Here is a 25,260-nt window from a genome sequence, read left to right as displayed (position 1 = left end):
TGGGCATTAATTTATGATCAGATATCACACATCGCGGAGCGACCATGCCTCGGGACCAGTTTGAGAATGTGGAAATGCCGGTCGTCGCCATCGTCGGCAGCGGCCTGATCGGGTGTAGCTGGGCGGCGCTGATCGCGGCCACCGGCCGGCAGGTGCTGGTTTTCGACAGCCGGCCGGATGCCGAAGCCCTGGTCAGGGGCTTTTGGGACAGCGTCCATCCCGAACTGGTGGCGCTGGATCTGGCCACCCCCGGCACGCAGCCGCGTTTCGAATTCTGCGAGACGCTGGACGCGGCGGTGTCGCGGGCGGATTTCGTCCTTGAATGCATCCCCGAGCGGCTGGAGGCCAAGCTGGCGCTTTATCGCGCCATGGAGCCGGCGTTGAAGCCGGGGGCCATCGTGGCGACAAGCTCTTCGGGGTTGAAGCTGTCGGACCTGCAAGCGGGATGGACCGATCCGGGGCGGCTGATCATCGGCCACCCCTTCAACCCGCCGCATCTGGTGCCGCTGGTCGAACTGTTCGGCAACGACCGCACCGATGCCGACGTGCTGCCCGGCGCGCGGGCGCTTTACGAAAGCTGCGGCAAGGTCACGATCACCCTGCATCGCGAGGTGATGGGCCATGTCGCCAACCGCTTGCAGGCCGCGATCTGGCGCGAGGCCATCCACCTGGTGGATAGCGGCGTCGTCTCGGTCCGGGACGTGAACGCGGCGGTCTGGGCCGGGCCCGGTCTGCGTTGGGCGGTCATGGGCCCGCATATGCTGCTGAACCTGGGCGGCGGCGAAGGCGGGCTTCGCGCCTATTGCCAGCAGTTCAGCGAAAGCTATGCCGAATGGTGGAAGGATCTGGGCCAGCCCAGCCTGGATGCCGGGACTATCCAGAAGCTGGTCGATGGCCTGGCCGATGAAAGCGGCGGGCGCGACTATGCCACGTTGCGCCGCCAGCGCGACGCCCAACTGGTCGCGGTATTGCGCGCCCTGTCCGAGACAAGGGCGGGCTTTCAGAAAACGGACGCGCTTGTCTAGGCGCCCATCGAGACAGGAGAAGACAGATGAAACGCAAGGTTATCCTGACCTGTGCCGTCACCGGCGACGGCCCGATCCACCCGCGCTATCCCGACTATCCCGTCACCCCGGCCCAGATCGCGTCCGCCTGCATCGAGGCCGCCGATGCCGGCGCCTCGGTCGTCCATATCCATGGCCGCGATCCGCAGACCGGCCTGGGCAACCGCTCTGCCGCCATCTTCCGCGAGATCGTCCAGCGCGTGCGCGAAAAGAACGACGATGTCGTGCTGAACCTGACGACCGGAATGGGCGCGACCTTCGTCCCCGAGCCCAAGAACGAGGCGGTCGCCCATCCCACCACCGACATGGCCAGCGCCGAGGAACGCTGCCGCCATGTGCTGGAAAACCTGCCCGAGCTTTGCACGCTGGACGCCACCACGATGAACCTTGAGGGCGGCATCGCCGGCGCGCCGGACTGCATCTTCATGAACACGCCCGGCACGCTGAACCGCATGGCGGCGGCGATCGCCTCTTGCGGCACCAAGCCCGAGATCGAGGTCTTCAACCCCGGCGACATCCTGCTGGCCCGCCGCATGGTCGAACAGGGCGTGATCGCCTCGCCGCCGCTGTTCCAGATCTGCCTGGGGGTGAAATGGTCCGCGCCCGCGGATGCCAAGACCCTGATCTACATGAAAGAGCTTTTGCCCCCCGATGCGATCTGGAGCGCGTTCGGCATCTCGCGCTGGCAGATGGACATCGTCGCGCTGTCGACCGTCATGGGCGGTCATTGCCGCGTCGGGCTGGAGGACAACATCTATCTTGAGCGCGGCGTCTTTGCCACCAATGGCCAGCTGGTCGAACGGGCCGGCCGCATCATCACCGAACTGGGCTGCGCGGTGGCGACCCCTGCCGAGGCGCGCGCCATCCTGGGGCTGCGCCAGCCCGCGACCAGCCCGGAACCGGCGTAGGGCGATGCAGATGGAATACGTCCCCGTCTCGACCTGGCTTGCGCATCAATGGCAATGCGATCATTTTGGCCATATGAACGCGCGCCATTACGCCGCCGCCTTTGACGATGCCGTTTTCCTGTTCTGGGACCGGATGGGGCTTGTCGTTCCCGGCCCCGGCGAGGCGGGGGTCATTCCGGTCACCGCCCGGCTGACCATCGACTACCATCTTGAGGTGGTGGCGGGGACCGCGCTGAACATCCTGGCCCGCATCGACCGGATCGGGGGCAAATCGGTGACGGTCGGCTTCGAGATGCGCGAAAGCCGCACCGGCCGGCCCGTCTCGACCTGCGAGACGGTCGAGGTGTTCTTCGATGCGGTCGAGCGCCAGAGCAGGCCGATCCCCGCCCCCATCCGCGAGGCGTTGCAGCGGGCCGCGTCGCCGGTCCCGCCCCGCTGAAAGGGGGCAGGGCGATGCTGGACGCCGCGCAGATCGAATATTTCCGGACCGAGTTCGGAACGGAACCCGCGCCCGGCGGGCGCCGCGTCGCGACCGGGCCGCGGGCGTGGCGGCTGCGGGAAATGGCCGACCGGGATGCAGCCCACACGGTGCGGGCCGGCAAGGACGCCCTTCCGTCCGTCGCGGACGGACCCAGGCAGGCGGAAAGGGCGCCGCCATGACGCTGCGCCTGCTGTTCCTGGCCTGCCTGACCAATGCGGCCATGGGCATCCTTTACGTCTGGAGCCTGTTCCTGCTTCCGATCGAGGCGGCGCTGGAGGTCCCGCGCGCCACCCTTAGCCTGGCGCCGGCCTTTGCCCTGGTGGCCTTTACCGTCGGCATGGCGCTGCATGGCCGGATCCTGCGCCGGCTGGATTTCCGGGCCTATGCGCTGCTGGCCTTTGGCCTGGCAAGTGGCGGGCATCTGCTTTTTGCCTGGGGGCAGGGCCTGGGAACGCTGTTGCTGGGCTATGGCGTGCTGTTCGGGCTGGGGGCCGGCCTGGGCTATGGCCTGGCGCTGGCGCTGGTGACGCGACTGCCCGCCGGGATCCGCAGCATGGCGATGGGGCTGGTCATGGCCGCCTTTGCCGTCAGCGGCGTCGCCCTGTCCAGCCTGCTGGCGCAGCCGATCCAGGCCGCCAGCCCGGCGGCGGGCTTTCTTGCCATCGGCCTGGCCATCGCCCTGGTCGGGCTTGCCGTCGCGCTGCTGCTGCCGGCGCAGGGCCTTGCCGCCCCTGCGCCGGACGGGCCTGCCGGCTGGTCCCTGGCCGATATCGCCGATGCGAAATTCCTGCGCCTGGCGCTGACCTTTTTCTTCATCTGCTATGGCGGCCTGATGCTGGTTGCCCATGTCTCGGGCATCGTGCTGGCGGCAAGCGGCAGCGCGGCGGTGGCGGGGCTGGCGCCGGGAACCTTTACGCTGGGCTATATCCTGGGCTCGCTTGTCGGCGGCAAGGCGGTGGAACTGTCTTCGGGCCGGGCCATGCTGGTATGGTCGAACGTCCTGGCCGGGGCCGGGCTGCTGGCGCTGGTTCTGCCCTGGCCGCCGCTGGCGCTGGCGGGGGCGCTTGCGGTGGGTGCGGTCTTTGGCGGCTCGGCCTCGTTGATGCCGGTGCTGATCGGCCAGCAATACGGCACCGCCCGGATCGGCGATGTCTATGGCAGGCTGATGATCGCCTATGGCACCGCGGGGCTTGTCGCGCCGGCCCTGTCGGGCAAGCTGTTCTCGGCGACCGGGTCCTATGCGCTGCCCGTCGCCATCGCCGTGGCGGCCAGCGCCTGCGGGGCCGTCCTGGGGCTGACCATGGATCGCGGGGCTTCTGCCGCGCGATGACGCCGATGCGAACGGGCGTGACGAAACCCTTTGCCGTCGGCCGGGGTTTCAAGCCGGTATGCATGGAGGAGGTAGATCATGCTGAAGCGCAGTTTGACGACCGCCCTGATCGGCGGCAAGGTGCTGGCTGTTGGCGCGCTGATGGGCTCGACGGTCCTGGCGCAGAACGCCGAGGTGATCGAGGGCGACGCGACGGTGGTGCAGACGCCTTCGGGCAATACCGCCATCGTGCCGGGCGTGGCGGCCGAGCCGGGAACCGCCGTGGGCGCCGTGACCGAACCCGATTACCCGCTGCTGGAGCAGCTTGACAATGACGAGGCGATTGCGCGGACATTGGTCGCGCAGGGCTTTACCGACATCCATATCCTGCGCGAAGGGCCGATGCTGACGGTCAATGCGCAGCGCGGCGGCCAGCCCATCGAACTGGTCTACAGCGTCGCCAATGGCAGCCTGGTTTCGGTCGACGGCGTCAAGCTGCGCCCCGAGCCCGACCAGTCCAGCAATGGCCGATCCTCTGAGCCGGGAACCGGGACCGATGTCGGCGACGGCGATGGGGATGGCGATGGTGATGCGGATGGGGACACAGGCGACGGAACCGATGGCGATGGGGCCGGCGGTGACGGAAGCGACGGTGACGGAAGCGACGGCGATGGGGCCGGCGGTGATGGAAGTGACGGCGACGGGGCCGGCGGAGGCGGGGCCGGCGGAGGCGGGGATGCCGGGTCGGATGGCGACTCGGGCGGCGATTCCGGCGGCGGAAGTGATGGCGGCGATGGCGGCGGGGAAGGTGGCGAAGGCGACGGCTGACATTCCCATGCGGCCGGCTTGGGCGGATGGTCCGGGCCGGCCGTTTCTGCGGTCGGCTGGCCGGTGGCCTAGCCGCCGGGGGCGCTAGGGTCCGGCCTGGTCCAGCACCTGGCTGCGCGAGTTCCGCGCCACCTCGTCGCGCAGCCGCATCGCAAGCGGCGATAGCGGCCGGCGGATCGGCGCCAGCAGGTAATAGGTGGAAACCCGGACCTCTTGCGCGCTGCGGATCACCGTGAACCCGGCCGATACCGGCGGGCGGATCAGAAGCTGCGCCACCTCGTCCGAGACCGGGGCGACGGCGTCGCTTTGCGCCAGATAGGCCATCGTCCACAGCATCGAGGGCGAGTTGATGGTGTCGGCCGGCTCGGGCAGGCCGACCTGGGCAAAAGCCGCCAGCGTCGCTTCGCGGATCGGGGCGCCGCGCTGCTGCATGATCCATTCATAGCCCGCCAGTTCCGTCAAAGTGACCACCGGGGCGCGGGCCAGCGGATGCGCGGCGCGCGCGATCAGGCTGACCTTTTCGTCGCGCATCGGCAGGATGCTGAAATCGTGGCTGTCGAATTCCGGCAGGATGCGGGCCAGCACGAAGTCGATTTCGCCCGTGGTCAGCAGGCGCAGCAACTCGCGCGAGGGCAGGACCTCGACGCTGATCCGCGCGCCGGGCGATTGCAGCTTGACCTGGCGGATGGCCGGGACCAGGCAACTGACCGCCGGTCCCGTCACCGAGCCGACCCGCACCGCCCCGGCATGGCCGGCGCGCAGATCGCGGATGTCGGTGGCCATGCTGTCCATCTCGCGCAGGATGGCGCGGGCGCGGCGCAGGAAGGTGGCGCCGATCTCGGTCGGCTCCATCCCCTTGGGCAGGCGCAGGAACAGCGGCGCGCCGGCCTGGCGCTCGACCTCGGCCAGCATGCGCGAGGCGGCGGGCTGGGTCATCGCCAGCGTCTCGGCGGCGATCTGCAACTGGCCGCTTTGCGCGATCTGGTGGATCAGCCGCAATTGCGCGGGCTTCAAGGACAGGCGGGGCTGGGGCATACCAATCCTGCTATGCGGAATGCTTGATTAGTCATTTTACCGATATGCGGCGCGGCTGCTAGGGTGTTTGCACCACTGGAGGAGACGCAGCCGCCCATGCGCGCTGCGCAGCGGGAGGATGACATGAAATTCAGCACTGCGGCGATCGCGCTGGCGATCGGTGTTTCCTGGTCCGTGCCGGGCGCCATGGCGGAAACGGTCGGCATCTCGATGCCCACCAAATCCTCGGCCCGCTGGATCGACGACGGCAACAACATGGTCAAGCAATTCCAGGAAGCCGGCTACGAGACCGACCTGCAATATGCCGAGGACGACATCCCCAACCAGCTTGCCCAGGTCGAGAACATGATCACCAAGGGCGTGGACGTGCTGGTCATCGCCGCCATCGACGGCACCACCCTGTCCAATGCGCTGGCCAATGCCACGGCGGCCGATATCAAGGTCATCGCCTATGACCGGCTGATCCGCGACACGCCGGACGTGGATTACTACGCCACCTTCGACAATTTCAAGGTGGGCGTCGAACAGGCCAGTTCGCTGGTCGCCGGCCTGAAAGAGCGCTTTCCCGACACCAAACCCTGGAATGTCGAACTGTTCGGCGGCAGCCCGGACGACAACAACGCCTATTTCTTCTATGATGGCGCGATGTCGGTGATCCAGCCGCTGATCGACGCGGGCGATGTGGTGATCCCTTCGGGCCAGATGGGCATGGACACGGTCGGCACGCTGCGCTGGGATCCGGCCACCGCCCAGGCCCGGATGGATAACGTGATGTCGGCCAATTACACCGACAAGCCGCTGCATGGGGTGCTGTCGCCCTATGACGGGCTGTCGATCGGCATCCTGTCCTCGCTCAAGGGGGTGGGCTACGGGTCGGGCGACATGCAGATGCCCATCGTCACCGGCCAGGACGCCGAGATCCAGTCGGTCAAGTCGATCCTGGCGGACGAGCAATATTCGACCATCTTCAAGGATACGCGCGAACTGGCCCGCGTCACCGTGGGCATGGTCGATGCGATGCTGAAGGGCGAAGAGCCGCAGATCAACGACACCGAAACCTATGACAACGGCGTCAAGGTCGTCCCGTCCTATCTGCTGGAGCCGGTGCCGGTGGACAAGTCGAACATCGAAAGCGTGCTGATCGAATCGGGCTATTACACCGCCGACCAGATCAAATAAGGCCGCCGCCGGGACCGGGCCGCCGCGCCTTTTGGCCGGCGGTTCCGGGCCGGGCCGCGTCAAGGGCCAGTCGCAGGGGAAATCCCGATGGATCCGCTTTTGGAAATGCGCCGCATCACCAAGACCTTTCCGGGGGTCAAGGCGCTGGACGATGTCAGCCTGTCCGTGCGCGAGGGCGAAATCCACGCCATCTGCGGCGAGAACGGCGCCGGCAAGTCCACCCTGATGAAGGTGCTGTCGGGCGTCTATCCGCATGGCAGCTATGACGGCGAGATCGTCTATGACGGGCAAAGCGCCGCCTTTTCCGGCATCCGCGACAGCGAGGATCGCGGCATCATCATCATCCACCAGGAACTGGCGCTGGTGCCGCTGCTGACCATCGCCGAGAACATCTTTCTGGGCAACGAGCGCGCCGCCCGCGGCGTCATCGACTGGCCGCGCACCTTCCGCGAGACCGAGGGGCTGCTGGCCAAGGTCGGGCTGCGCGAGGCGCCGGGCACCCGCGTCGGCAGCCTGGGCGTCGGCAAGCAGCAACTGGTCGAAATCGCCAAGGCGCTGTCCAAGAACGTGCGCCTGCTGATCCTGGACGAGCCGACCGCCGCCCTGTCCGAGGGCGACAGCCAGGCGCTGCTGGACCTGCTGCTGGAGCTGAAGGCGCAGGGCGTCACCTCGATCATCATCAGCCACAAGCTGAACGAGGTGCGCCGCATCGCCGACAGCGTGACGGTGATCCGCGACGGGGCCACCATCTCCACCATCGACGCGCGCGGCGGCGACCTGACCGAAGACCGGATCGTCCGCGACATGGTCGGCCGCAGCATGGAGAACCGCTTTCCCGACCGCGAGCGCCGCGCCGGCGAAGTGGTGTTCGAGCTGCGCGACTGGAATGTCTGGCATCCCGAACAGCGCGACCGCCAGATGATCCGCGACCTGTCCATGACCGTGCGCGCCGGCGAGGTGGTGGGCATCGCCGGGCTGATGGGCGCGGGCCGCACCGAACTGGCGATGAGCATCTTCGGCCGCTCCTATGGCCGCAACATCGGCGGCCAGGTGCTGATGCACGGCCGCCCCGCCGACGTGTCCACCGTGGACCGCGCCATCGCGGCGGGCCTGGCCTATGTCACCGAGGACCGCAAGACGCTGGGCCTGATCCTGGAGGAAACCATCCGCCGCAACACCGTGCTGGCCAACCTGGACGCCGTATCCCGCCGCGGCGTCGTCGACGAGGGGCGCGAGACCGAGGTGGCCGAGAAATACCGCCATGCCATGCGCATCCGCACCCCTTCGGTCTTTCAGAAGGTGATGAACCTGTCGGGCGGCAACCAGCAGAAGGTCGTCTTGTCGAAATGGCTGTTCACCCAGCCGGACCTGCTGATCCTGGACGAGCCGACGCGCGGCATCGACGTGGGCGCCAAATACGAAATATACAGCCTGATCAACGAATTGAGCGCGGCCGGCAAGGCCGTCATCATGATCTCGTCCGAGATGCCCGAACTGCTGGGCATGTGCGACCGGATCCATGTCATGAACCAGGGCAGCTTCGTGGGCGAACTGGCGGCGGCCGAGGCCAGCCCGCAAGCCATCATGTCGCTGATCGTGCGGGAATGAAAAGGAGGGAGAGGGCATGACCCAGACCGACAGCGCCCGCGGCGCCGGCATCGGCATCGGCGCCTATATCGCCCGGCACATCCGCGAATACGGGCTGCTTTTCGCGCTGATCGCGATCATGGTGTTCTTCCAGGTCGTGACCGGGGGCACGCTGCTGCGGCCGGTGAACATCACCAACCTGTTTTTGCAAAACAGCTATATCATCATCATGGCGCTGGGGATGCTGCTGGTCATCGTCGGCGGCAATATCGACCTGTCGGTCGGCTCGGTCATGGGATTTGTCGGTGCGCTGGCGGCGGTGATGATCGTGTCGATGAAGCTGCCGGTGGGGGTGGCCATGGTCGCCTGCCTGGTCTGCGGCGCGGCCATCGGCGCGGTGCAGGGCTATTTCGTCGCCTATTGGAAGATCCCGTCCTTTATCGTGACGCTGGCCGGGATGCTGGTGTTTCGCGGCCTGTCGCTGTGGCTTTTGGCCGGGCAATCCATCGGCCCGTTTCCGCAAAGCTTCCAGGCGCTGTCGAACGGCTTCATCCCCGACCTGTTCATGGTCGGCCGGCCCAACGTGCTGGCGATGGCGGTGGGGGTGGCGGCGGTGATGGTGCTTTTGTGGCTGGGCCTGCGCGGCCGCGCCCGCAATGCCCGCTACGGCATGGAGGACGAGCCGATGGGCCTGTTCCTGCTGCGCAACGCCATCGTCGCGGCGGCGCTTCTGTTCGTGACCTGGAAGCTGGCCTGGTTCCGCGGCCTGCCCAACGTGCTGCTGTCCATGGTGGTGCTGACGGTGGTCTATGTCTTCATCACCGAGCGCACGACCATCGGCCGGCGCGTCTATGCCGTCGGCGGCAATGCCAAGGCGGCCAAGCTGTCGGGCATCCGCACGGAACGGCTGACCTTCCTGACCTTTGTCAACATGGGCGTGCTGGCCGCGCTGGCGGGGATGATCTATGCCGCGCGGCTGAACACCGCGACGCCCAAGGCCGGCTTTGCGGTCGAACTGGACGTGATCGCGGCGGTCTTCATCGGCGGGGCGTCGATGGCCGGCGGCTCGGGGCGGATCGTCGGCGCGGTGGTCGGCGCCTTCATCATGGGGGTGATGAACAACGGCATGTCCATCCTGGGCATCGGCATCGACTATCAGCAGGTCATCAAGGGATTGGTGCTGCTCGCCGCCGTGGTCTTTGACGTCTACAACAAGAACAAGGAAGCCTGACCATGCTGCTTTCGCAACTGCATCTGGCCGATGGTGCCCGTGGCGTGGCCATGCGCGACGAAGGGGGGGCGCATCTGGTCCCCGGCGCCGCCACCACGCTGGAGCTGGCCCAGGCCGCCATCGCGGCGGGCCGCAGCCTTGCCGCCGAGGTGGCGGCGCGCGGCCGGGGCAAGCCGGTGGATCTGGCGGCGGCGCTGGCGCAGGGGCGGATGCTGCTGCCGGTCGATCATCCCGACCCCGCGCATCTGCACCTGACGGGGACGGGGCTGACGCATCTGGGCTCGGCCGCAACGCGCAACGCCATGCACCGCAAGGCCGACCCGGCCGAGCTGACCGACAGCATAAAGATGTTCCGCATGGGGCTGGAAGGCGGCAAGCCGCAGCCGGGACAGGTGGGCGTGCAGCCGGAATGGTTCTGGAAGGGCAACGGCCATGGCGCGGTGGCGCCGGGGGCCGATCTGGTGTCGCCCGGCTTTGCGCTGGACGGCGGCGAAGAGCCCGAGATCGCCGGCATCTACCTGATCGGCCCGGACGGGCGGCCGTTTCGCCTGGGCTTTGCGCTTGGCAACGAGTTCTCGGACCATGTGACCGAGCGGGGCAACTATCTTTGGCTGGCCCATTCCAAGCTGCGCCCGGCCAGTTTCGGCCCCGAGATGCGCCTGGGCGCGCTGCCCGACCATGTCGAGGGCGCCAGTCGGGTCATCCGCGACGGCAAGGTGGTCTGGGAAAAGCCGTTCCTGTCGGGCGAGGCGAACATGTCCCACAGCCTGGCCAACCTGGAACACCATCATTTCAAATATGCGCTGTTCCGCCAGCCGGGCGATGTGCATGTGCATTTCCTGGGCACCGCCACCCTGTCATTCGCCGACGGCATCGCCGTCCGGCCCGGCGACCGCTTCCAGATCGAGAGCCCCGAGTTCGGCCTGCCGCTTTGCAACCGCCTGATCCAACATTCCCATGACGCGGCCCCGGTCGCCGTCGCAGCCCTTTGAGAACCGACATGAGCTTTACCCCGGCACCCTGGCCCCGCAAGCTGCGTTCGCAGGAATGGTTCGGCGGCGTTTCCCGCGACGCGATCTATCACCGCGGCTGGATGAAGAACCAGGGCTATCCGCACGACCTGTTCGACGGCCGCCCGGTCATCGGCATCCTGAACACCTGGTCGGACCTGACCCCCTGCAACGGCCATCTGCGCGAACTGGCCGAAAAGGTGAAGGCCGGCGTCTGGGAGGCGGGCGGCTTTCCGGTCGAGGTGCCGGTCTTTTCCGCCAGCGAGAACACCTTCCGCCCCTCGGCGATGATGTTTCGCAACCTGGCGGCGCTGGCGATCGAGGAAACCATCCGCGGCCAGCCGATGGACGGCGCGGTGCTGATGGTGGGCTGCGACAAGACCACGCCCAGCCTGCTGATGGCCGCCGCCTCGACCGATATTCCCGCCATCGTCGTGACCGGCGGGCCGATGCTCAACGGCCATTTCCGCGGCGAGCGCGTCGGTTCGGGCACGCATCTGTGGCGCTTTTCCGAGGCGGTGAAGGCCGGGGCCATGACGGCCGACGAGTTCCTGGAGGCCGAAGCGTCGATGAGCCGCTCGACCGGGTCCTGCAACACCATGGGCACGGCCAGCACCATGGCCAGCATGGCCGAGGCGCTGGGGATGGCGCTTTCGGGCAATGCGGCGATCCCGGCGGTGGATTCGCGCCGCCGGGTGATGGCGCAACTGACGGGACGGCGGATCGTGCAGATGGTCAAGGACGACCTGAAGCCCAGCGATATCCTGACCCGCCAGGCCTTTGAAAACGCCATCCGCACCAATGGCGCCATCGGCGGCTCGACCAATGCGGTGATCCACCTGCTGGCGCTGGCCGGCCGCGTCGGCGTCGATCTGACGCTGGACGACTGGGACCGGCTGGGCCGCGACGTGCCGACCATCGTGAACCTGATGCCCTCGGGCGAATACCTGATGGAGGAGTTTTTCCATGCCGGCGGGTTGCCGGTGGTGCTAAGGCGCCTGGGCGAGGCGGGGATGCTGCACAAGGCGGCGCTGACCGTATCGGGCGGTGCGATCTGGGACGAGGTCAGGGACGTCGTCAACTGGAACGAAGAGGTGATCCTGCCCGCCGACCGCCCGCTGACGCCGCAGGGCGGCATCGCGGTGCTGCGCGGCAACCTGGCCCCGGACGGGGCGGTGCTGAAACCCTCGGCCGCCAGCCCGCATCTGCTGGTCCATCGCGGCCGCGCCGTCGTGTTCCAGGATATCGACGATTACAAGGCCCGCATCGAGGACGAGGCGCTGGACATCGACGAGACCTGCGTGATGGTGCTGAAGAACTGCGGGCCCCGCGGCTATCCGGGCATGGCCGAGGTCGGCAATATGGGTCTGCCGCCTAAGGTGCTGCGCAAGGGCATCACCGACATGGTCCGCATCTCGGACGCGCGGATGTCGGGGACGGCTTACGGCGCGGTGGTGCTGCATACCAGCCCCGAGGCGGCGGCGGGCGGGCCGCTGGCCGTGGTCCGCGACGGCGACATGATCGAACTGGACGTGCCCAACCGCCGGCTGCATCTTGACGTGACCGAGGCGGAACTGGCGGCGCGGCTGGCCGAGTGGCAGCCGCAGCCCGGCGGTCCCGCCAGCGGCTATGCCTGGCTGCACCAGCAGCATGTGATGGGCGCCGATACCGGCGCAGACCTGGACTTCCTGATAGGGTGCCGGGGCAATCCGGTCGGAAAGGAAAGCCACTGATGAAACTCGCGCTTGCAGGCATCGGCAAGATCGCGCTTGACCAGCACCTGCCGGCGCTGGAGGCAAGCGCGGTTTGGGACCTGGCCGCCACCGTCTCGCGCCATGGCAGCATCGAGGGGGTCGAGGCATTCCCCCGCATCGAGGCGATGCTGGAGACGCGGCCCGAGATCGGCGCGGTCAGCCTGTGCCTGCCGCCGGTGCCGCGCTTCGAGGCGGCGCAGGCGGTGCTGCGCGCCGGCCGCCACCTGATGCTGGAAAAGCCCCCCGGCGCCACCCTGGCCGAGGTGCATGTGCTGCGCGACCTGGCCCAGGCGCATGGCGTGACGATTTTCGCGACCTGGCATTCGCGCATGGCGCTGGCGGTCGCGGCGGCGAAACGCTGGTTGGCCGACCGCACCGTCCAGGAAGGCCGGATCACCTGGCGCGAGGACCTGCGCAAATGGCATCCGGGCCAGGACTGGATCCTGGATGCGGGCGGCATGGGGGTTTTTGACCCCGGCATCAACGCGCTGTCGATCCTGACCGAGATCCTGCCGGCACGGGTGCATCTGAAGGCGGCGGAACTGGACATTCCCGCCAACCGCCAGGCCCCCATCGCCGCGCGGCTGGCCCTGTCCCACAACATCACCGCCGATTTCGATTTCCGCCAGCACGGGCCGCAGACCTGGGACATGGAGTTTCAGACCGATGCCGGCCCGCTGGCCCTGCGCATGGGCGGCAATGTGCTGGAGATCGACGGCCGGCCCGCCGGGGGCGAGGCCAGCATCATGGGCGAATACCCGGCGCTTTACGCCCGCATGGCGGAACTGGTGCGCCGGGGCGCGTCGGATCTGGATCTGTCGCCGATGGTGCTGGTGGCCGACGCCTTTCTGCTGGGCCGCCGTACCCTTGTCGAACCCTTCGATTTCTAAGGACAGGATCATGACCGACAGCCCCCAAGGCAAGCATCTGATCGCCGGCGCATGGACCCGCAGCGCGGCGACGTTCCGGTCCGCCCCGGCGCAGGGGCCGGCGCGGGTTTTCAGTTCGGGCGATGCAGAACTGGTGGACCGCGCCGCCCAGGCGGCCGAGGCGGCGTTCTGGACCTATGGAAGCGCGCCGCGCCGCACGCGGGCGGACTTCCTGGACGCCATCGCCGCGGAAATCGAGGCGCGGGCGGAGGCGATCACCGAAATCGGCCGGCAGGAAACCGGCCTGCCCCCAGCCCGGCTGGAGGGAGAGCGCGGCCGCACCATCGGCCAGTTGCGGCTGTTTGCCGACCATATCCGCCAGGGCGATTACCTGGACCGCCGCCACGACCCGGCGCTGCCCGACCGGCAGCCGCTGCCGCGCCCCGACCTGCGGCTGATGCAGCGGCCCATCGGGCCGGTGGCGGTCTTCGGCGCCTCGAACTTTCCGCTGGCCTTTTCGACGGCGGGGGGCGACACGGCCTCGGCCCTGGCGGCGGGTTGCCCGGTGGTGGTCAAGGGCCACCCCGCCCATCCCGGCACCGGCGAGATCGTGGCCCAGGCCATCGACGCCGCCATCCGCGCGACCGGAATGCCCGCCGGCACCTTTTCCTTTATCCACGGCGACAGCCACGAGGTCGGCGCGGCGCTGGTCCGCCATCCGCTGATCCGGGCGGTGGGCTTTACCGGCAGCCTGCGCGGCGGCCGGGCGCTTTACGACCTTTGCGCGGCGCGGCCCGAGCCGATCCCGTTCTTCGGCGAGTTGGGCAGCATCAACCCGGTCTTCGTCCTGCCCCATGCCGCCGCCGCCCGCGGCCGGCAGATCGCCCAGGGCTGGACCGCCAGCCTGACCATGGGCGCGGGGCAGTTCTGCACCAATCCCGGCCTGCTGGTCCTGCCCGCGGCGGCGGCCGATGCGATGCTGGACGCCGCAAGCGCGGCGCTGGCCGATGCGGCCGAACAGGTCATGCTGACCGAAGGCATCGCCGCCGCCTATTGCGAAGGCCGCGACCGCATCGCCGGCATGGCGCAGGCGGTGCTGGAAAGCGACAGCCGCGGGCGCAACGCCCTGCCCAGCCTTTACCGGACCACCGCCGACGCCTTTCTGGCCAGCCGCGCCATGGGCGAAGAGGTGTTCGGCCCGCTGGGCCTGGCCGTTACCGTCCAGGACGATGATGAGATGCTGGACCTGGCCCGCGCGCTGGAGGGGCAGTTGACCGCCACGCTTCAGATGGACCAGGGCGACATGGCGCTGGCCGGGCGGCTGATGCCGGTGCTGGAGCGCAAGGCCGGCCGCGTGCTGGCCAATGGCTGGCCCACCGGGGTCGAGGTCGCCGATGCCATGGTGCATGGCGGCCCCTATCCCGCATCGACGAATTTCGGCGCCACCAGCGTGGGCACCATGGCGATCCGGCGCTTTCTGCGCCCGGTCTGCTATCAGGATCTGCCCGACGCGCTGCTGCCCGAGGATTTGCGGGGCTGAAAGAAACAGCCCCAAGGTCATAACAGGGAGGAAACCATGACCAGATACCTGATGAGCACCGCCGCCATGCTGGCCGTCTCGGCCAGTGCCGCGCTGGCCGAGGGAGAGACGATCGGCTTTTCCCAGATCGGTTCCGAATCCGGCTGGCGGGCGGCGGAAACCACGCTGACCCGGACCCAGGCCGAAGAGCGCGGCTATGAGCTGCAATTCTCGGACGCGCAGCAGCGCCAGGAAAACCAGATCGCCGCGATCCGGTCCTTTGTCGCGCAGGGGGTCGATGCCATCCTGCTGGCGCCGGTGGTGGCGACCGGCTGGGATTCGGTGCTGGAAGAGGCCAAGGAGGCGGAAATCCCCGTCGTCCTGCTGGACCGGCAGGTGGACAGTGCCGAGGACCTGTATCTGACCGCCATCGGCTCGAACCTGGTGCATGAGGGCGAGGTGGCCGGCGAATGGCTGGCCGGCGAGGTGGGCGAGCGCGATTGCCGCATCGTGGAATTGCAGGGCACCACCGGCTCGTCCCCGGCCATCGACCGCAAGGCCGGGTTCGAGGCGGCGATCAAGGACCATGCGAACCTGGAAATCGTGCGCAGCCAGACCGGCGACTTTACCCGCGCGCTTGGCAAGGAGGTGATGGAAAGCTTTCTTCAGGCCGAAAACGGCGGCAAGGACATCTGCGCGCTTTACGCCCATAACGACGACATGGCCGTGGGCGCCATCCAGGCCATCAAGGAGGCCGGGCTGAAGCCGGGCGAGGACATCCTGGTCGTGTCCATCGACGGGGTGCCCGATATCTTCCAGGCCATGGCCAATGGCGAGGCGAATGCGACGGTCGAGTTGACGCCAAACATGGCCGGCCCCGCCTTTGACGCGCTGGAAGCCTATTGGGCCGACGGCACCATGCCCGAAAAGTTCATCCAGACGGAATCGAGGCTTTACACCCAGGCCGATGATCCCGCGGGCGAATACGAACGCCGCAAGGGCCTGGGCTATTGATGCCCGCAGCCGGGCCGCCGCAGGCCGGCCCGGCGCTTACCAGGGGGGCGAGATGCTTTTGACCATCCGGTCGCTGACCAAGACCTTTCCCGGCACCAAGGCGCTGGACGCGGTGGATTTCGACCTGGCCGCGGGCGAGGTCCACGCGCTTTTGGGCGAAAACGGTGCCGGCAAGTCCACGCTGATCAAATGCCTGACCGGCGCCTATCGCCGCGACGGCGGCGCGATCACGCTGGAGGGCGCCGGGATCGACCCGCAATCCACCGTCGAGGCGCAGGAACTGGGCATCGGCACCGTCTATCAGGAAGTGAACCTGCTGCCCAACCTGACCGTGGCGCAGAACCTGATGTTCGGGCGCGAGCCGCGCCGCTGGGGCCTGATCCGCAACCGCGCGATGCGCGCCCAGGCGCGGGCGATGCTGCGCGATTACGGGCTGTCGCTGGACGTGGATCGCGACCTGGGCAGCTATTCCGTGGCCATCCAGCAGATCGTCGCCATCGCGCGGGCGGTGGCGCTGTCGGGCAAGGTGCTGATCCTGGACGAGCCGACCGCCAGCCTGGACGCGGCCGAGGTGCGCATGGTCTTCGATGTGGTGCGCGGCCTGCGCGCCCGCGGCTTGGGCATCGTCTTCGTGTCGCATTTCCTGGACCAGGTGTTCGATCTGTCCGACCGGGTGACGGTGCTGCGCAATGGCCGCCGGGTCGCGACCGAGCGGACGCGCGACCTGGACCGGGTGGCGCTGATCGAACATATGCTGGGCCGCGAGCTTGAGGCGGCGACGCAAGAACCCGCCGCGCGCCGCGGTCCGCGCCCGCCGATGCTGCGCTTTGCCGGCATGGGCCGGCGCGGCGCGGTCCAGCCCTTTGACATGCAGGTGGGCCAGGGCGAGGTGCTGGGGCTGGCCGGGCTTCTGGGCTCGGGCCGGACCGAGACGGCGGAACTGCTGTTCGGGCTGAAGCCCGCCCAGACCGGCCGTGCCCGCGACCAGGGGGGCGCGCTGGACCTTTCCACGCCGCGCGCGGCCATCGCCGCAGGCTTCGGCCTGGCCCCCGAGGATCGCAAGACCGACGGCATCGTCGCCGACCTGACCATCCGCGAGAATATCGTTCTGGGCCTTCAGGCCCGGCGGGGCTGGGCGCGGCCGATCGCGCGCGCCGAACAGAACCGGCTGGCCGAGGATTACATCCGCCGCCTGGACATCCGCACCACCGGCCGCGAAAAGCGGGTGGGCGAATTGTCGGGCGGCAACCAGCAAAAGGTGGTGCTGGCGCGCTGGCTGGCGATGAACCCGCGCTTCCTGATCCTGGACGAGCCGACGCGCGGCATCGACGTGGGCGCCCATGCCGAGATCCTGCGGCTGATCCACGACCTGACCGCGCAGGGCATGGCGCTGCTGGTCATCTCGTCCGAGATCGACGAACTGATCGCGGTGTCCGACCGGGTGATCGTGCTGCGCGACCGCCGGCATGTGGCGGAACTGGCCGGCGAGGACATCGCCCCCGCCCGCATCATGCAGGCCATCGCCGCCACCGGCCCGGCGCCGGCGGCCGCGGCCCAGGGGGCGGCGTGATGGCGGGGCTGATGCGCCGCCTGGCCCCGCAACTGGTCGCGCTGGCGGCGCTGGTCGGGCTGGTGACGGCGTTCTATCCCGCCTTCCTGGACCTGTCCTTTGGCGGCGGCCGCCTGTCGGGGCCGCTGGTCGATGTGCTGAAGCGCGCGGCGCCGGTCGCGCTGTTGGCGACGGGGATGACGCTGGTCATCGCGACGCGCGGCATCGACCTGTCGGTGGGGGCGATCATGGCGATCTGCGGCGCGGTCGCGGCGACGGCGATCACCGCCGGCTGGGGCCTGCCGGCGGCGCTGCTGCTGGCGCTTGGCGCCGGCGCCGCCGCGGGGCTGTGGAACGGCGTGCTGGTGGCGGTCCTGGGCATCCAGCCCTTTGTCGCCACGCTGATCCTGATGACCATGGGCCGCGGCATCGCCCAGTTGATCACCGAAGGCCGGATCATGACATTCACCGATGCGGGCTTTGCCTGGATCGGCTCGGGCACGGCCCTGGGGCTGCCCGTTCCCGCCTGGCTGTGGATCGCGACCGCCGCGGCCTTTGCCCTGGTGCTGCGCCGCACCGCCTTGGGGATGCTGGTCGAGGCCACGGGGATCAACCGGCGCGCCAGCGGGCTGGCCGGGGTGAACGCCACGGTGCTGCTGGTCGCGGTCTATGTCGCGGCGGGGCTCTGCGCGGCGCTGGCCGGGCTGGTCGTCACCGCCGACATCCGCGGCGCGGATGCCAACAATGCCGGCCTGTGGCTGGAACTGGACGCCATCCTGGCGGTGGTCATCGGCGGCAATTCGCTGCTGGGCGGGCGGTTTTCCATCGCCGCCTCGGTCATCGGGGCGCTGATCATCCAGACCATCACCATCGGCATCCGGCTGGCGGGCTTTCCGTCCGAATACAACCTGATCATCAAGGCGGTGCTGGTGCTGGTGATCCTGGTGCTGCAATCGCCGCGCCTGGCGCCGGAATGGCAGTTCTGGCGCGACAGCCTGCGCGCCGCCCGCAACCGCCCCGCCGACGGGAAAGGAGCCGCGAAATGAACATCCGTGCGCTGCCGCTATACGTCACCATCGCCATCTTCCTGCTGGCCTATCTGGTCTGCTGGACGCAGTTCCCCGCCATGCTGTCCACCCGCGTCATCGGCAATCTTCTGACCGACAACGCCTATCTGGGCATCGTCGCGGTGGGGATGACGCTGGTGATCCTGTCGGGCGGCATCGACCTGTCGGTGGGCAGCGTCATCGCCTTTTCCGGGGTGTTCATCGCCGTGGTCCTGCGCGACAGCACGCTGCATCCGCTGGCCGTCTTTGCCATGCTGCTGGCGCTGACCACGGCGTTCGGCGCGGCGATGGGCTTCCTGATCGACCGGCTGGCCATGCCCGCCTTTATCGTGACGCTGGCGGGCATGTTCCTGGCGCGGGGCGCGGCCTATATGCTGTCCATCGATTCCGTGCCGGTGGTGCATCCGTTTTTCGACTGGCTCGAAGGGCTTTATTGGCTGATGCCCGGCAAGGGCCGGCTGCGGCTGATCGGGGTGGTGATGCTGCTGGCCTTTGCGGCGGGCATCGTCGTCGCCCACAAGACCCGCTTCGGCACCAGCGTCCTGGCGCTTGGCGGCGGCGAGGCGACGGCGCGGCTGATGGGCGTCCGGCAGGGGCGGACCACGGTGCTGGTCTATGCGTTTTCGGGGCTGATGGCGGGGCTGTCGGGCATCGTCTTCACCATCTATACCGGCTCGGGCTATTCGCTGGCGACGGTGGGGACGGAACTGACCGCCATCGCCGCGGTGGTGATCGGCGGCACGCTGCTGACCGGCGGCGCGGGCTATATGTTCGGCACCTTCATCGGGGTGATGACCATGGGGCTGATCCAGACCTATATCGTCTTCGACGGCAGCCTGTCGAGCTGGTGGACCAAGATCGTGGTGGGGGTGCTGCTGCTGGCCTTCATCCTGCTGCAAAAGGGGCTGGTCAAGCTGTCGCAGGACCGCCTGGCCGCCGGGGCGGGGCGATGAACGCCAGCGTCCATGACGACCGGCCGTGCCTGCTGGGCGAAGGTGCGCTGTGGCATCCGCTGCGCCGGCAGTTCTTCTGGTTCGACATCCTGGGCCGGCGGCTGATGTCGCGCGACCATGCCGGGCCGCTGGAATGGCGGCTGGACCGCATGGCCTCGGCCGCGGGCTGGATCGACCGCGACCGGCTGCTGGTCGCGACCGAGACGGGGCTTGCGATCCTGGACCTGACCCGCGGCGGCGCGCTGGAGGACCTGGCGCCGGTCGAGGCAGGCGATGCCGCCACCCGTTCGAACGACGGGCGCGCGGACCGGCAGGGCGGTTTCTGGTTCGGCACCATGGGCAAGCGGGCCGAGCCGGGGGCCGGCGCCCTTTATCGCTGGTATCGCGGCCAGGTCAGGCGGCTGTTCCAAGGCATCGGCATCCCCAACGCGATCAGCTTTGCACCCGATGGGCGGACGGCGTTCTTTGCCGATACGGCGGTTGCAAGGGTCTGGCGCCAGCCGCTGGATGCGCAGGGCTGGCCGCAAGGCCCGCGACAGCCCTATCTGGACCTTGCCGGGCAAGGGCTGGCCCCCGACGGCGCGGTGATCGACGCGGATGGCGGCTTTTGCTGCGCCTGCTGGGGCGAGGGGGCGGTGATCCGCTTTGCCCCGGACGGGCGGCAGACGCATCGCTTCACGGTCGGCGGCAAGCATTCCACCTGCCCGGCCTTTGGCGCGGCGGGGCAGATGCTGGTCACGACCGCGCGCGAAGGCATTGCCGCGCCGGACCCGGCCCAGGGGCTGACCTATCTGGTCGCCCATGACCTGCGCGCCATCCCCGAACCGGCGGTGCTGCTGTGACGGGGGCCGCGCCCCCGCCGCTGCCCGACGGAAGGGCGGTGCGGCGCATCACCCTGCGCTCGGCCGGGCTAAGCGCGCAGGTGCTGACGCTGGGGGCCATCGTGCAGGACCTGCGGCTGGAAGGGGTCGATCATCCGCTGGTGCTGGGCGCGGCCGCGCCCGCCGCCTATCTGGGCCAGGCGCGCTATCTGGGCGCGATCGTCGGCCGCTGCGCCAACCGCATCGGCGGCGCGGGATTCGTGCTGGACGGCGCGGCGCATCGCACCGACCCGAACTTTCTGGGCCGCCATACGCTGCATGGCGGTCGGGACGGGCTGGACCTGCACCTGTGGCGGATCGAGCAAGAGGCAGGGGACCGGGCGGTGCTGTCGCATGTCTTGCCCGCCGGGCATATGGGCTTTCCGGGGCGGCTGGAGATCCGCGTCGCCATTGCGGTCCGGGACCGGGCGCTGGTCATCGACATGCAGGCGCAAAGCGATGCCGCCACGCCCTGCAACCTGGCCCATCACGGCTATTTCGACCTGGACGGGACCGGCGATATCCGCGGCCATGAATTGCAGATCGACGCCGAGCGCTACCTGCCGGTGGATGGCGAGCTGATCCCGCTGCCGGGAACCGCGCCGGTCGCGGGCACCGAGTTCGACTTTCGCCGCGCCCGCCCTGTCGGCGCGACGCGGCTGGACCACAATTTCTGCCTGTCGCAGGGGCCGCGGCCCGCGCGCCCGGTGGCGCGGCTGACCGGCCAAGGCGGGCTTGGGCTGACGGTCGTCACCGACCAGCCGGGCCTGCAAGTCTATGACGGCCGGCATTTCGACGGCTGGCGGGGGCTGGACGGCCGGTGCTATGGCCCCCATGCCGGGCTGGCGCTGGAGACGCAGGGCTGGCCGGATGCGCCGAATCGGGGGGATTACCCCTCGGTCATCCTGCGGCCGGGGCAGATCTATCGCCACCATGTCAGCTACAGGTTCGACCGATGACCGCGCGGTTGATCGGCATCGACTGGGGCACGTCCTCGTTCCGGGCCTGGCGCATGGATGCGGCGGGGCGGGTCCTGGACAGCCTGGACACCGGGCCGGGCATCCTGGCCGCCGGGCAGGAGCCGGGCGGCTTTCCCGGCGCGCTGGAACGCGCCGTCGGGCCGTGGCTGGGCCGGGGGGTGCCGGTGATCGCATCGGGGATGATCACCAGCCGCAACGGCTGGGTCGAAACGCCCTATCTGCCGCTGCCTTTGGATGCGGCGGCGCTGGCCGGGGCGCTGGTGCGGCACCGGGCGCGGCTGGGCGATCTGCATTTCGTCTGCGGTGCGGTGGATGGGGCGGACGGCCCGGCCCCCGACGTGATGCGCGGCGAAGAGACCGAGATCATCGGCCATCTGGCCGCGGCCGGCCATGACCAAGCACAGGGGCTTTTCGTCCTGCCGGGCACGCATAGCAAATGGGCGCAGGTCAGGAACGGGCGGCTTGCCGGCTTTCGCAGCGTGATGACGGGCGAGGTCTTTGCCCTGCTTCGCGACCGCTCGATCCTGGGGCGGCTGGCCGTGCCCGGCCCGTTCGACGCCCAGGCATTCATGCGGGGCCTCGACGCCGGCCGGGCCCAGGGGCCGCTGCTGGCCCGCATCTTCGCCGCGCGGTCGCTGGCGCTGCTGGAGCGGCTTGCGCCGGCGCAGATCGCCGACTACCTGTCGGGCCTGCTGATCGGCGACGAGGTGGCGCGGATGGCGCCGCCGCCGCAAGTCCCGGTCATGATCATCGGCCGCGGCGACCTGGCCGAGCGCTATCGCATCGCCCTGTCCCAGGCCGGAGGCGCGGCGCGCATCGCCCCGCCCGGCATGGCGCGGCAGGGGCTTTGGACCATTGCACGAAAAGCGGGGATCGTCTGATGCCGGATTGGGAAAACGCCTTTGCCACCTGTCCGCTGGTCGCCATCCTGCGCGGCCTGCGGCCCGACGAGGCGGTGGCGCAGGGCGGGGCGCTGGCCGGGGCGGGGTTTGCGCTGATCGAGGTGCCGCTGAATTCGCCCGAGCCGCTGGACAGCATCGCCCGGCTGGCGGCCGCGCTGCCCGGTGCGGTGATCGGCGCCGGGACGGTGCTGGCGGCGGCGGATGTGGCGGCGGTCCATGCGGCCGGCGGGCGGCTGATCATCGCGCCGAATTTCGACCCCGCTGTCGCATCCGAGGCGACGCGCCTGGGCCTGATCTACCTGCCCGGCATCGCCACGCCGTCCGAGGCTTTCGCGGCGCTGAATGCCGGGGCGGCGGCGCTGAAGCTGTTCCCGGCCGAGATGATCCCGCCCGCCGCCGTCCGGGCCATGCGCAGTGTGCTGCCGCGCGCCGCCAAGCTGCTGCCGGTGGGTGGGATCAACCCGCAGACCATGGCGGCCTATGCCCAGGCGGGGGCGGACGGCTTTGGCCTGGGGCAGTCGCTTTACCGGCCGGGGCAGGCGGCCGGTGACACGGCGGCCAAGGCGGCCGCCTTTGTCCAGGCCTGGCGGGCGCTGCCCCAGGCGCGCTCTTAAGTCGTCGGGCGCGGGGGGCGGAGGGACCTGAGCGGCCTTGCGCCTAGCGCACTGCCTTGATCCCTTCCAGGATCAGGGTGGTGGCCACATCGGCGTAATCGTCGCGGGTGATGCGGCCGCCGTCGCGGAACCACATGTAGACCCAGTTCATCATCCCGAACAGCGACATGGTCACGGGGGTCAGCAAGGGGCGCTGCGGGTCGTCCAGGTCGGGGTTGATCTGGCGCAGGACGGCGGCGAAGCGGCGGACGATGCGGCGTTCGACATCCAGGATCTCGGCCTTCTGCTCGTCGCCCAGGGCGGGGGTGGCGTTCAACTGCACCTTGTGCTGGTTGTCGGCGCCGCGGTAACGCTCCAACACCGTGCCGACCAGCCGGCGCAGCCGCTGCTGGGGCGGCAGGGCGGGGTCGTCGGCTTCCTCGATCGCCGCCTCCAGTTCTTCCAGATGGGTGATGATGATGGCGAAGATCAGCGCGTCCTTGCTGGGATAGTAGTGATAAAGCAACGCCTTGGAGACCTGGCTATGCGCTGCGATCTGCGCCATGGATGCCTTTTCCATGCCCAGATCGGCAAAGACCTCGGCCGCCTTGTCCAGCAGGCCGCGTTGCTTTTCCTCGAAATCCGCTGCCCGTGTCCGAGCCATGGCGTCCCTCATCAGATCAAGTATTCGCCCTGGGGTGGAAGGCGAGAAAAAAGCCGGGGGCGCAATGGCCCCTGGCGACATGGCGGGTCCGCGCCCAGGTCGCGCCGGTGCCGCAATGCGGCATCACGTCTTGGGGCGGTTGTCAAGCACCCGCTGGGCCTTGCCTTCGGACCGGGCGATGGCGTTCGGGTCGCGAATCTCGATCCGGGTCGAGACGCCGACCACGCTTTTGATGTGATGCGCCAGTTCGCGGGCGGAATGGGCGCGGGCGGATTCGTCGGCCATCGCGGCGGTGCATTCGACATGCACGACCATGCTGTCCATCCGGCCCGAGCGGGTCAGTTCGATCTGGAAATGCGGCGCCAGCCCGCAGCATTTCAGGATCTGCTCCTCGATCTGGGTCGGGAAGACGTTGACGCCGCGCAGGATGATCATGTCGTCGCTGCGCCCGGTGATCTTTTCGATCCGCCGCATGGAACGCGCGCTGCCGGGCAAGAGCCGGGTCAGGTCGCGAGTGCGATAGCGCACCATCGGTAGCCCTTCCTTGGTCAGGGTGGTAAAGACCAGTTCACCCATCTCGCCGTCGGGCAGCACTTCGCCCGTCGCCGGGTCGATGATCTCGGGATAGAAATGGTCTTCCCAGATATGCAGCCCGTCCTTGGTCTCGACGCATTCCATGGCGACGCCGGGGCCCATCACCTCGGATAGGCCGTAGATGTCGACGGCATGCATGCCAAACGCCTCTTCGATTTCCTGGCGCATGGCGTTGGTCCAGGGCTCGGCGCCGAAGATGCCGATTTCCAGCGAGGATTGCCGCGGGTCCAGGCCCTGGCGGCGGAACTCGTCCAGGATCGACAGCATGTAGCTGGGCGTCACCATGATGATGCGCGGCTTGAAGTCGTCGATCAGCGTCACCTGCCGCTCGGTCATGCCGCCCGAGATCGGGACCACGGTGCAGCCCAGCTTTTCGGCGCCGTAATGCGCGCCAAGGCCGCCGGTGAACAGCCCGTAGCCATAGGCGTTGTGCAGGATGTCGCCCCGACGCCCGCCGGCGGCACGGATCGAGCGGGCGATCAGGTTCGCCCAATGGTCGATATCGGCCTGGGTATAGCCCACCACGGTCGGCTTGCCGGTGGTGCCGGACGAGCCGTGGATGCGCACCAGCTTGGACTGCGGCACGGCGAACATGCCGAAGGGATAGGTGTCGCGCAGGTCCTGCTTGGTGGTGAAGGGGAATTTCGCGATGTCGGCAAGCGACTTCAGGTCCTCGGGGTGGACGTCATGCTTGATGAAGCGGTTGCGGTAAAAGGGCGAGTTTTCGAAGGCGTGCTTCAGCGACCGCTTCATGCGGTGGAATTGCAGCGCCTCGATCTCGTCGCGCGAGGCGATCTCGATCGGGTCCAGCTCTTTCCTTTCGGGCGCCAGTGGGTGCATGGATTTCCTCCCCTTGCGATGGGTTGCGGGTCAGGGTTCGACCGGCAGATGGGTGCCTTTGACGGTGCGGGAATGGCCGCGGAACTCGGCCAGATGCGCGCCGTCCTGGTTGGTGATGCGGATGTCGTAGATGCCCGAGCGGCCGCGGCGCGACACTTCGCGCGCCTGGGCCGTCAGCCGGTCGCCGATGCGGACCGGCAGCAGGTAGCTGATCGAGCAATGCTGGGCCACGGCAAGCTGGTTGTAGCTGTTGCAGGCAAAGGCGAAGGCGCTGTCGGCAAGCGTGAAGATATAGCCGCCATGGCAATTGCCGTGGCCGTTCGACATGGCTTGGGTGATGGTCATGGACAGCGTGGCCTGGCCCGGCGCGACATGGTCCAGGCTCATGCCCAGGCGCTGGCTGGCGGAATCATCGTTCCACATCGCCTGGGCCGAGGCTTCGGCCAGTTCCTGCGCGGTCATCTGCGAGA

General features: G+C 68.7%; 25 protein-coding genes. 21 read left to right on the top strand and 4 right to left on the bottom strand.

Translation table 11 applies throughout. The features are described from left to right. Positions 1–44 precede the first annotated feature (44 nt). The 6 genes from F3H32_RS09595 (at position 45) to F3H32_RS09570 (ending at position 4,590) form a co-directional block, all read left to right on the top strand. Positions 45–1,025 carry a 3-hydroxyacyl-CoA dehydrogenase NAD-binding domain-containing protein gene (locus F3H32_RS09595; protein ID WP_149765659.1) on the top strand — a complete coding sequence of 327 codons (981 nt, stop codon included), beginning with the start codon at positions 45–47 and terminating at the stop codon, positions 1,023–1,025. 26 nt (positions 1,026–1,051) lie between these two features. Then, entirely contained in the window at positions 1,052–1,972 is a 921-nt protein-coding gene (locus F3H32_RS09590; RefSeq protein ID WP_149765658.1) for a BKACE family enzyme, read from the top strand. A gap of 10 nt (positions 1,973–1,982) precedes the next feature. Continuing rightward, positions 1,983–2,411, top strand: a complete 429-nt coding sequence (locus F3H32_RS09585; protein WP_188128633.1) for an acyl-CoA thioesterase — start codon at positions 1,983–1,985, stop codon at positions 2,409–2,411. 14 nt (positions 2,412–2,425) lie between these two features. Next, positions 2,426–2,632, top strand: coding sequence for a hypothetical protein (locus F3H32_RS09580; protein ID WP_149765656.1), 207 nt, complete (start codon positions 2,426–2,428; stop codon positions 2,630–2,632). Then, positions 2,629–3,783: an MFS transporter gene (locus F3H32_RS09575; RefSeq protein ID WP_149765655.1), complete on the top strand. Its 1,155-nt coding sequence runs from the start codon at positions 2,629–2,631 to the stop codon at positions 3,781–3,783. Before F3H32_RS09580 ends, F3H32_RS09575 begins: the two co-directional genes overlap by 4 nt. 78 nt (positions 3,784–3,861) lie before the next feature. Beyond that, entirely contained in the window at positions 3,862–4,590 is a 729-nt protein-coding gene (locus F3H32_RS09570; RefSeq protein WP_149765654.1) for a hypothetical protein, read from the top strand. Positions 4,591–4,674: 84 nt separating this feature from the next. On the opposite strand, the gene F3H32_RS09565 is transcribed toward F3H32_RS09570, so the two are convergent. Then, entirely contained in the window at positions 4,675–5,625 is a 951-nt protein-coding gene (locus F3H32_RS09565; RefSeq protein WP_115756682.1) for a LysR family transcriptional regulator, read from the bottom strand. Positions 5,626–5,748: 123 nt separating this feature from the next. Here F3H32_RS09565 and chvE point away from each other — a divergent pair, with 123 nt between their 5' ends. The 15 genes from chvE to F3H32_RS09490 all read left to right on the top strand — a co-directional run bounded on the left by chvE (position 5,749) and on the right by F3H32_RS09490 (position 22,713). After that, positions 5,749–6,804 carry a multiple monosaccharide ABC transporter substrate-binding protein gene (chvE, locus tag F3H32_RS09560; protein WP_115756688.1) on the top strand — a complete coding sequence of 352 codons (1,056 nt, stop codon included), beginning with the start codon at positions 5,749–5,751 and terminating at the stop codon, positions 6,802–6,804. Positions 6,805–6,891: 87 nt separating this feature from the next. Next, entirely contained in the window at positions 6,892–8,412 is a 1,521-nt protein-coding gene (gene mmsA, locus F3H32_RS09555; protein WP_149765653.1) for a multiple monosaccharide ABC transporter ATP-binding protein, read from the top strand. A 16-nt stretch (positions 8,413–8,428) separates the two neighbouring features. Next, positions 8,429–9,622, top strand: a complete 1,194-nt coding sequence (mmsB, locus tag F3H32_RS09550; RefSeq protein ID WP_115756684.1) for a multiple monosaccharide ABC transporter permease — start codon at positions 8,429–8,431, stop codon at positions 9,620–9,622. A gap of 2 nt (positions 9,623–9,624) precedes the next feature. Next, positions 9,625–10,614, top strand: coding sequence for an AraD1 family protein (gene araD1, locus F3H32_RS09545; protein ID WP_149765652.1), 990 nt, complete (start codon positions 9,625–9,627; stop codon positions 10,612–10,614). 8 nt (positions 10,615–10,622) lie between these two features. Further along, entirely contained in the window at positions 10,623–12,365 is a 1,743-nt protein-coding gene (gene araD, locus F3H32_RS09540; protein WP_149765651.1) for an L-arabinonate dehydratase, read from the top strand. Next, a complete protein-coding gene (locus F3H32_RS09535) occupies positions 12,365–13,276 on the top strand; it encodes a Gfo/Idh/MocA family protein (RefSeq protein ID WP_149765650.1) in 912 nt (303 codons plus the stop codon). The genes araD and F3H32_RS09535 overlap by 1 nt, the downstream gene beginning before the upstream one ends. Before the next feature lie 10 nt (positions 13,277–13,286). After that, complete coding sequence (locus tag F3H32_RS09530; RefSeq protein WP_149765649.1) at positions 13,287–14,795, top strand: aldehyde dehydrogenase (NADP(+)); 1,509 nt, start codon at positions 13,287–13,289, stop codon at positions 14,793–14,795. Positions 14,796–14,831: 36 nt separating this feature from the next. Beyond that, positions 14,832–15,788, top strand: coding sequence for a galactofuranose ABC transporter, galactofuranose-binding protein YtfQ (gene ytfQ, locus F3H32_RS09525; protein ID WP_149765648.1), 957 nt, complete (start codon positions 14,832–14,834; stop codon positions 15,786–15,788). Between the two features lie 52 nt (positions 15,789–15,840). Then, entirely contained in the window at positions 15,841–17,358 is a 1,518-nt protein-coding gene (locus tag F3H32_RS09520) for a sugar ABC transporter ATP-binding protein (RefSeq protein ID WP_149765647.1), read from the top strand. Continuing rightward, positions 17,358–18,383 (top strand): ABC transporter permease, encoded by a 1,026-nt coding sequence (locus tag F3H32_RS09515; protein WP_149765646.1) that lies wholly within the window; start codon positions 17,358–17,360, stop codon positions 18,381–18,383. The genes F3H32_RS09520 and F3H32_RS09515 overlap by 1 nt, the downstream gene beginning before the upstream one ends. Beyond that, a complete protein-coding gene (gene yjfF / locus F3H32_RS09510; protein ID WP_149765645.1) occupies positions 18,380–19,357 on the top strand; it encodes a galactofuranose ABC transporter, permease protein YjfF in 978 nt (325 codons plus the stop codon). Before F3H32_RS09515 ends, yjfF begins: the two co-directional genes overlap by 4 nt. Then, the gene (locus tag F3H32_RS09505) at positions 19,354–20,199 is read left to right on the top strand and encodes an SMP-30/gluconolactonase/LRE family protein (protein ID WP_149765644.1); all 846 of its coding nucleotides are present in this window, start codon (positions 19,354–19,356) and stop codon (positions 20,197–20,199) included. The genes yjfF and F3H32_RS09505 overlap by 4 nt, the downstream gene beginning before the upstream one ends. Positions 20,200–20,237: 38 nt before the next feature. Further along, entirely contained in the window at positions 20,238–21,176 is a 939-nt protein-coding gene (locus F3H32_RS09500) for an aldose epimerase family protein (protein WP_223191395.1), read from the top strand. Then, a complete protein-coding gene (locus tag F3H32_RS09495) occupies positions 21,173–22,078 on the top strand; it encodes a 2-dehydro-3-deoxygalactonokinase (protein ID WP_149765642.1) in 906 nt (301 codons plus the stop codon). The genes F3H32_RS09500 and F3H32_RS09495 overlap by 4 nt, the downstream gene beginning before the upstream one ends. Next, positions 22,078–22,713 (top strand): 2-dehydro-3-deoxy-6-phosphogalactonate aldolase, encoded by a 636-nt coding sequence (locus tag F3H32_RS09490; protein ID WP_149765641.1) that lies wholly within the window; start codon positions 22,078–22,080, stop codon positions 22,711–22,713. The genes F3H32_RS09495 and F3H32_RS09490 overlap by 1 nt, the downstream gene beginning before the upstream one ends. A gap of 43 nt (positions 22,714–22,756) precedes the next feature. On the opposite strand, the gene F3H32_RS09485 is transcribed toward F3H32_RS09490, so the two are convergent. From F3H32_RS09485 to paaI, 3 genes are all read right to left on the bottom strand, one after another. Continuing rightward, on the bottom strand, positions 22,757–23,356 hold the full coding sequence (locus tag F3H32_RS09485; RefSeq protein ID WP_115756396.1) for a TetR/AcrR family transcriptional regulator: 600 nt from the start codon (positions 23,354–23,356) through the stop codon (positions 22,757–22,759). 123 nt (positions 23,357–23,479) lie between these two features. Further along, positions 23,480–24,790, bottom strand: coding sequence for a phenylacetate--CoA ligase PaaK (gene paaK, locus F3H32_RS09480; protein ID WP_149765640.1), 1,311 nt, complete (start codon positions 24,788–24,790; stop codon positions 23,480–23,482). Between the two features lie 30 nt (positions 24,791–24,820). Beyond that, entirely contained in the window at positions 24,821–25,252 is a 432-nt protein-coding gene (gene paaI / locus F3H32_RS09475; protein WP_394349617.1) for a hydroxyphenylacetyl-CoA thioesterase PaaI, read from the bottom strand. Positions 25,253–25,260 lie beyond the last annotated feature (8 nt).

This window comes from Paracoccus thiocyanatus (genome assembly GCF_900156255.1).
GTDB classification, from domain to species: domain Bacteria; phylum Pseudomonadota; class Alphaproteobacteria; order Rhodobacterales; family Rhodobacteraceae; genus Paracoccus; species Paracoccus thiocyanatus.
This window is presented reverse-complemented; position numbering and strand designations above follow the sequence as displayed.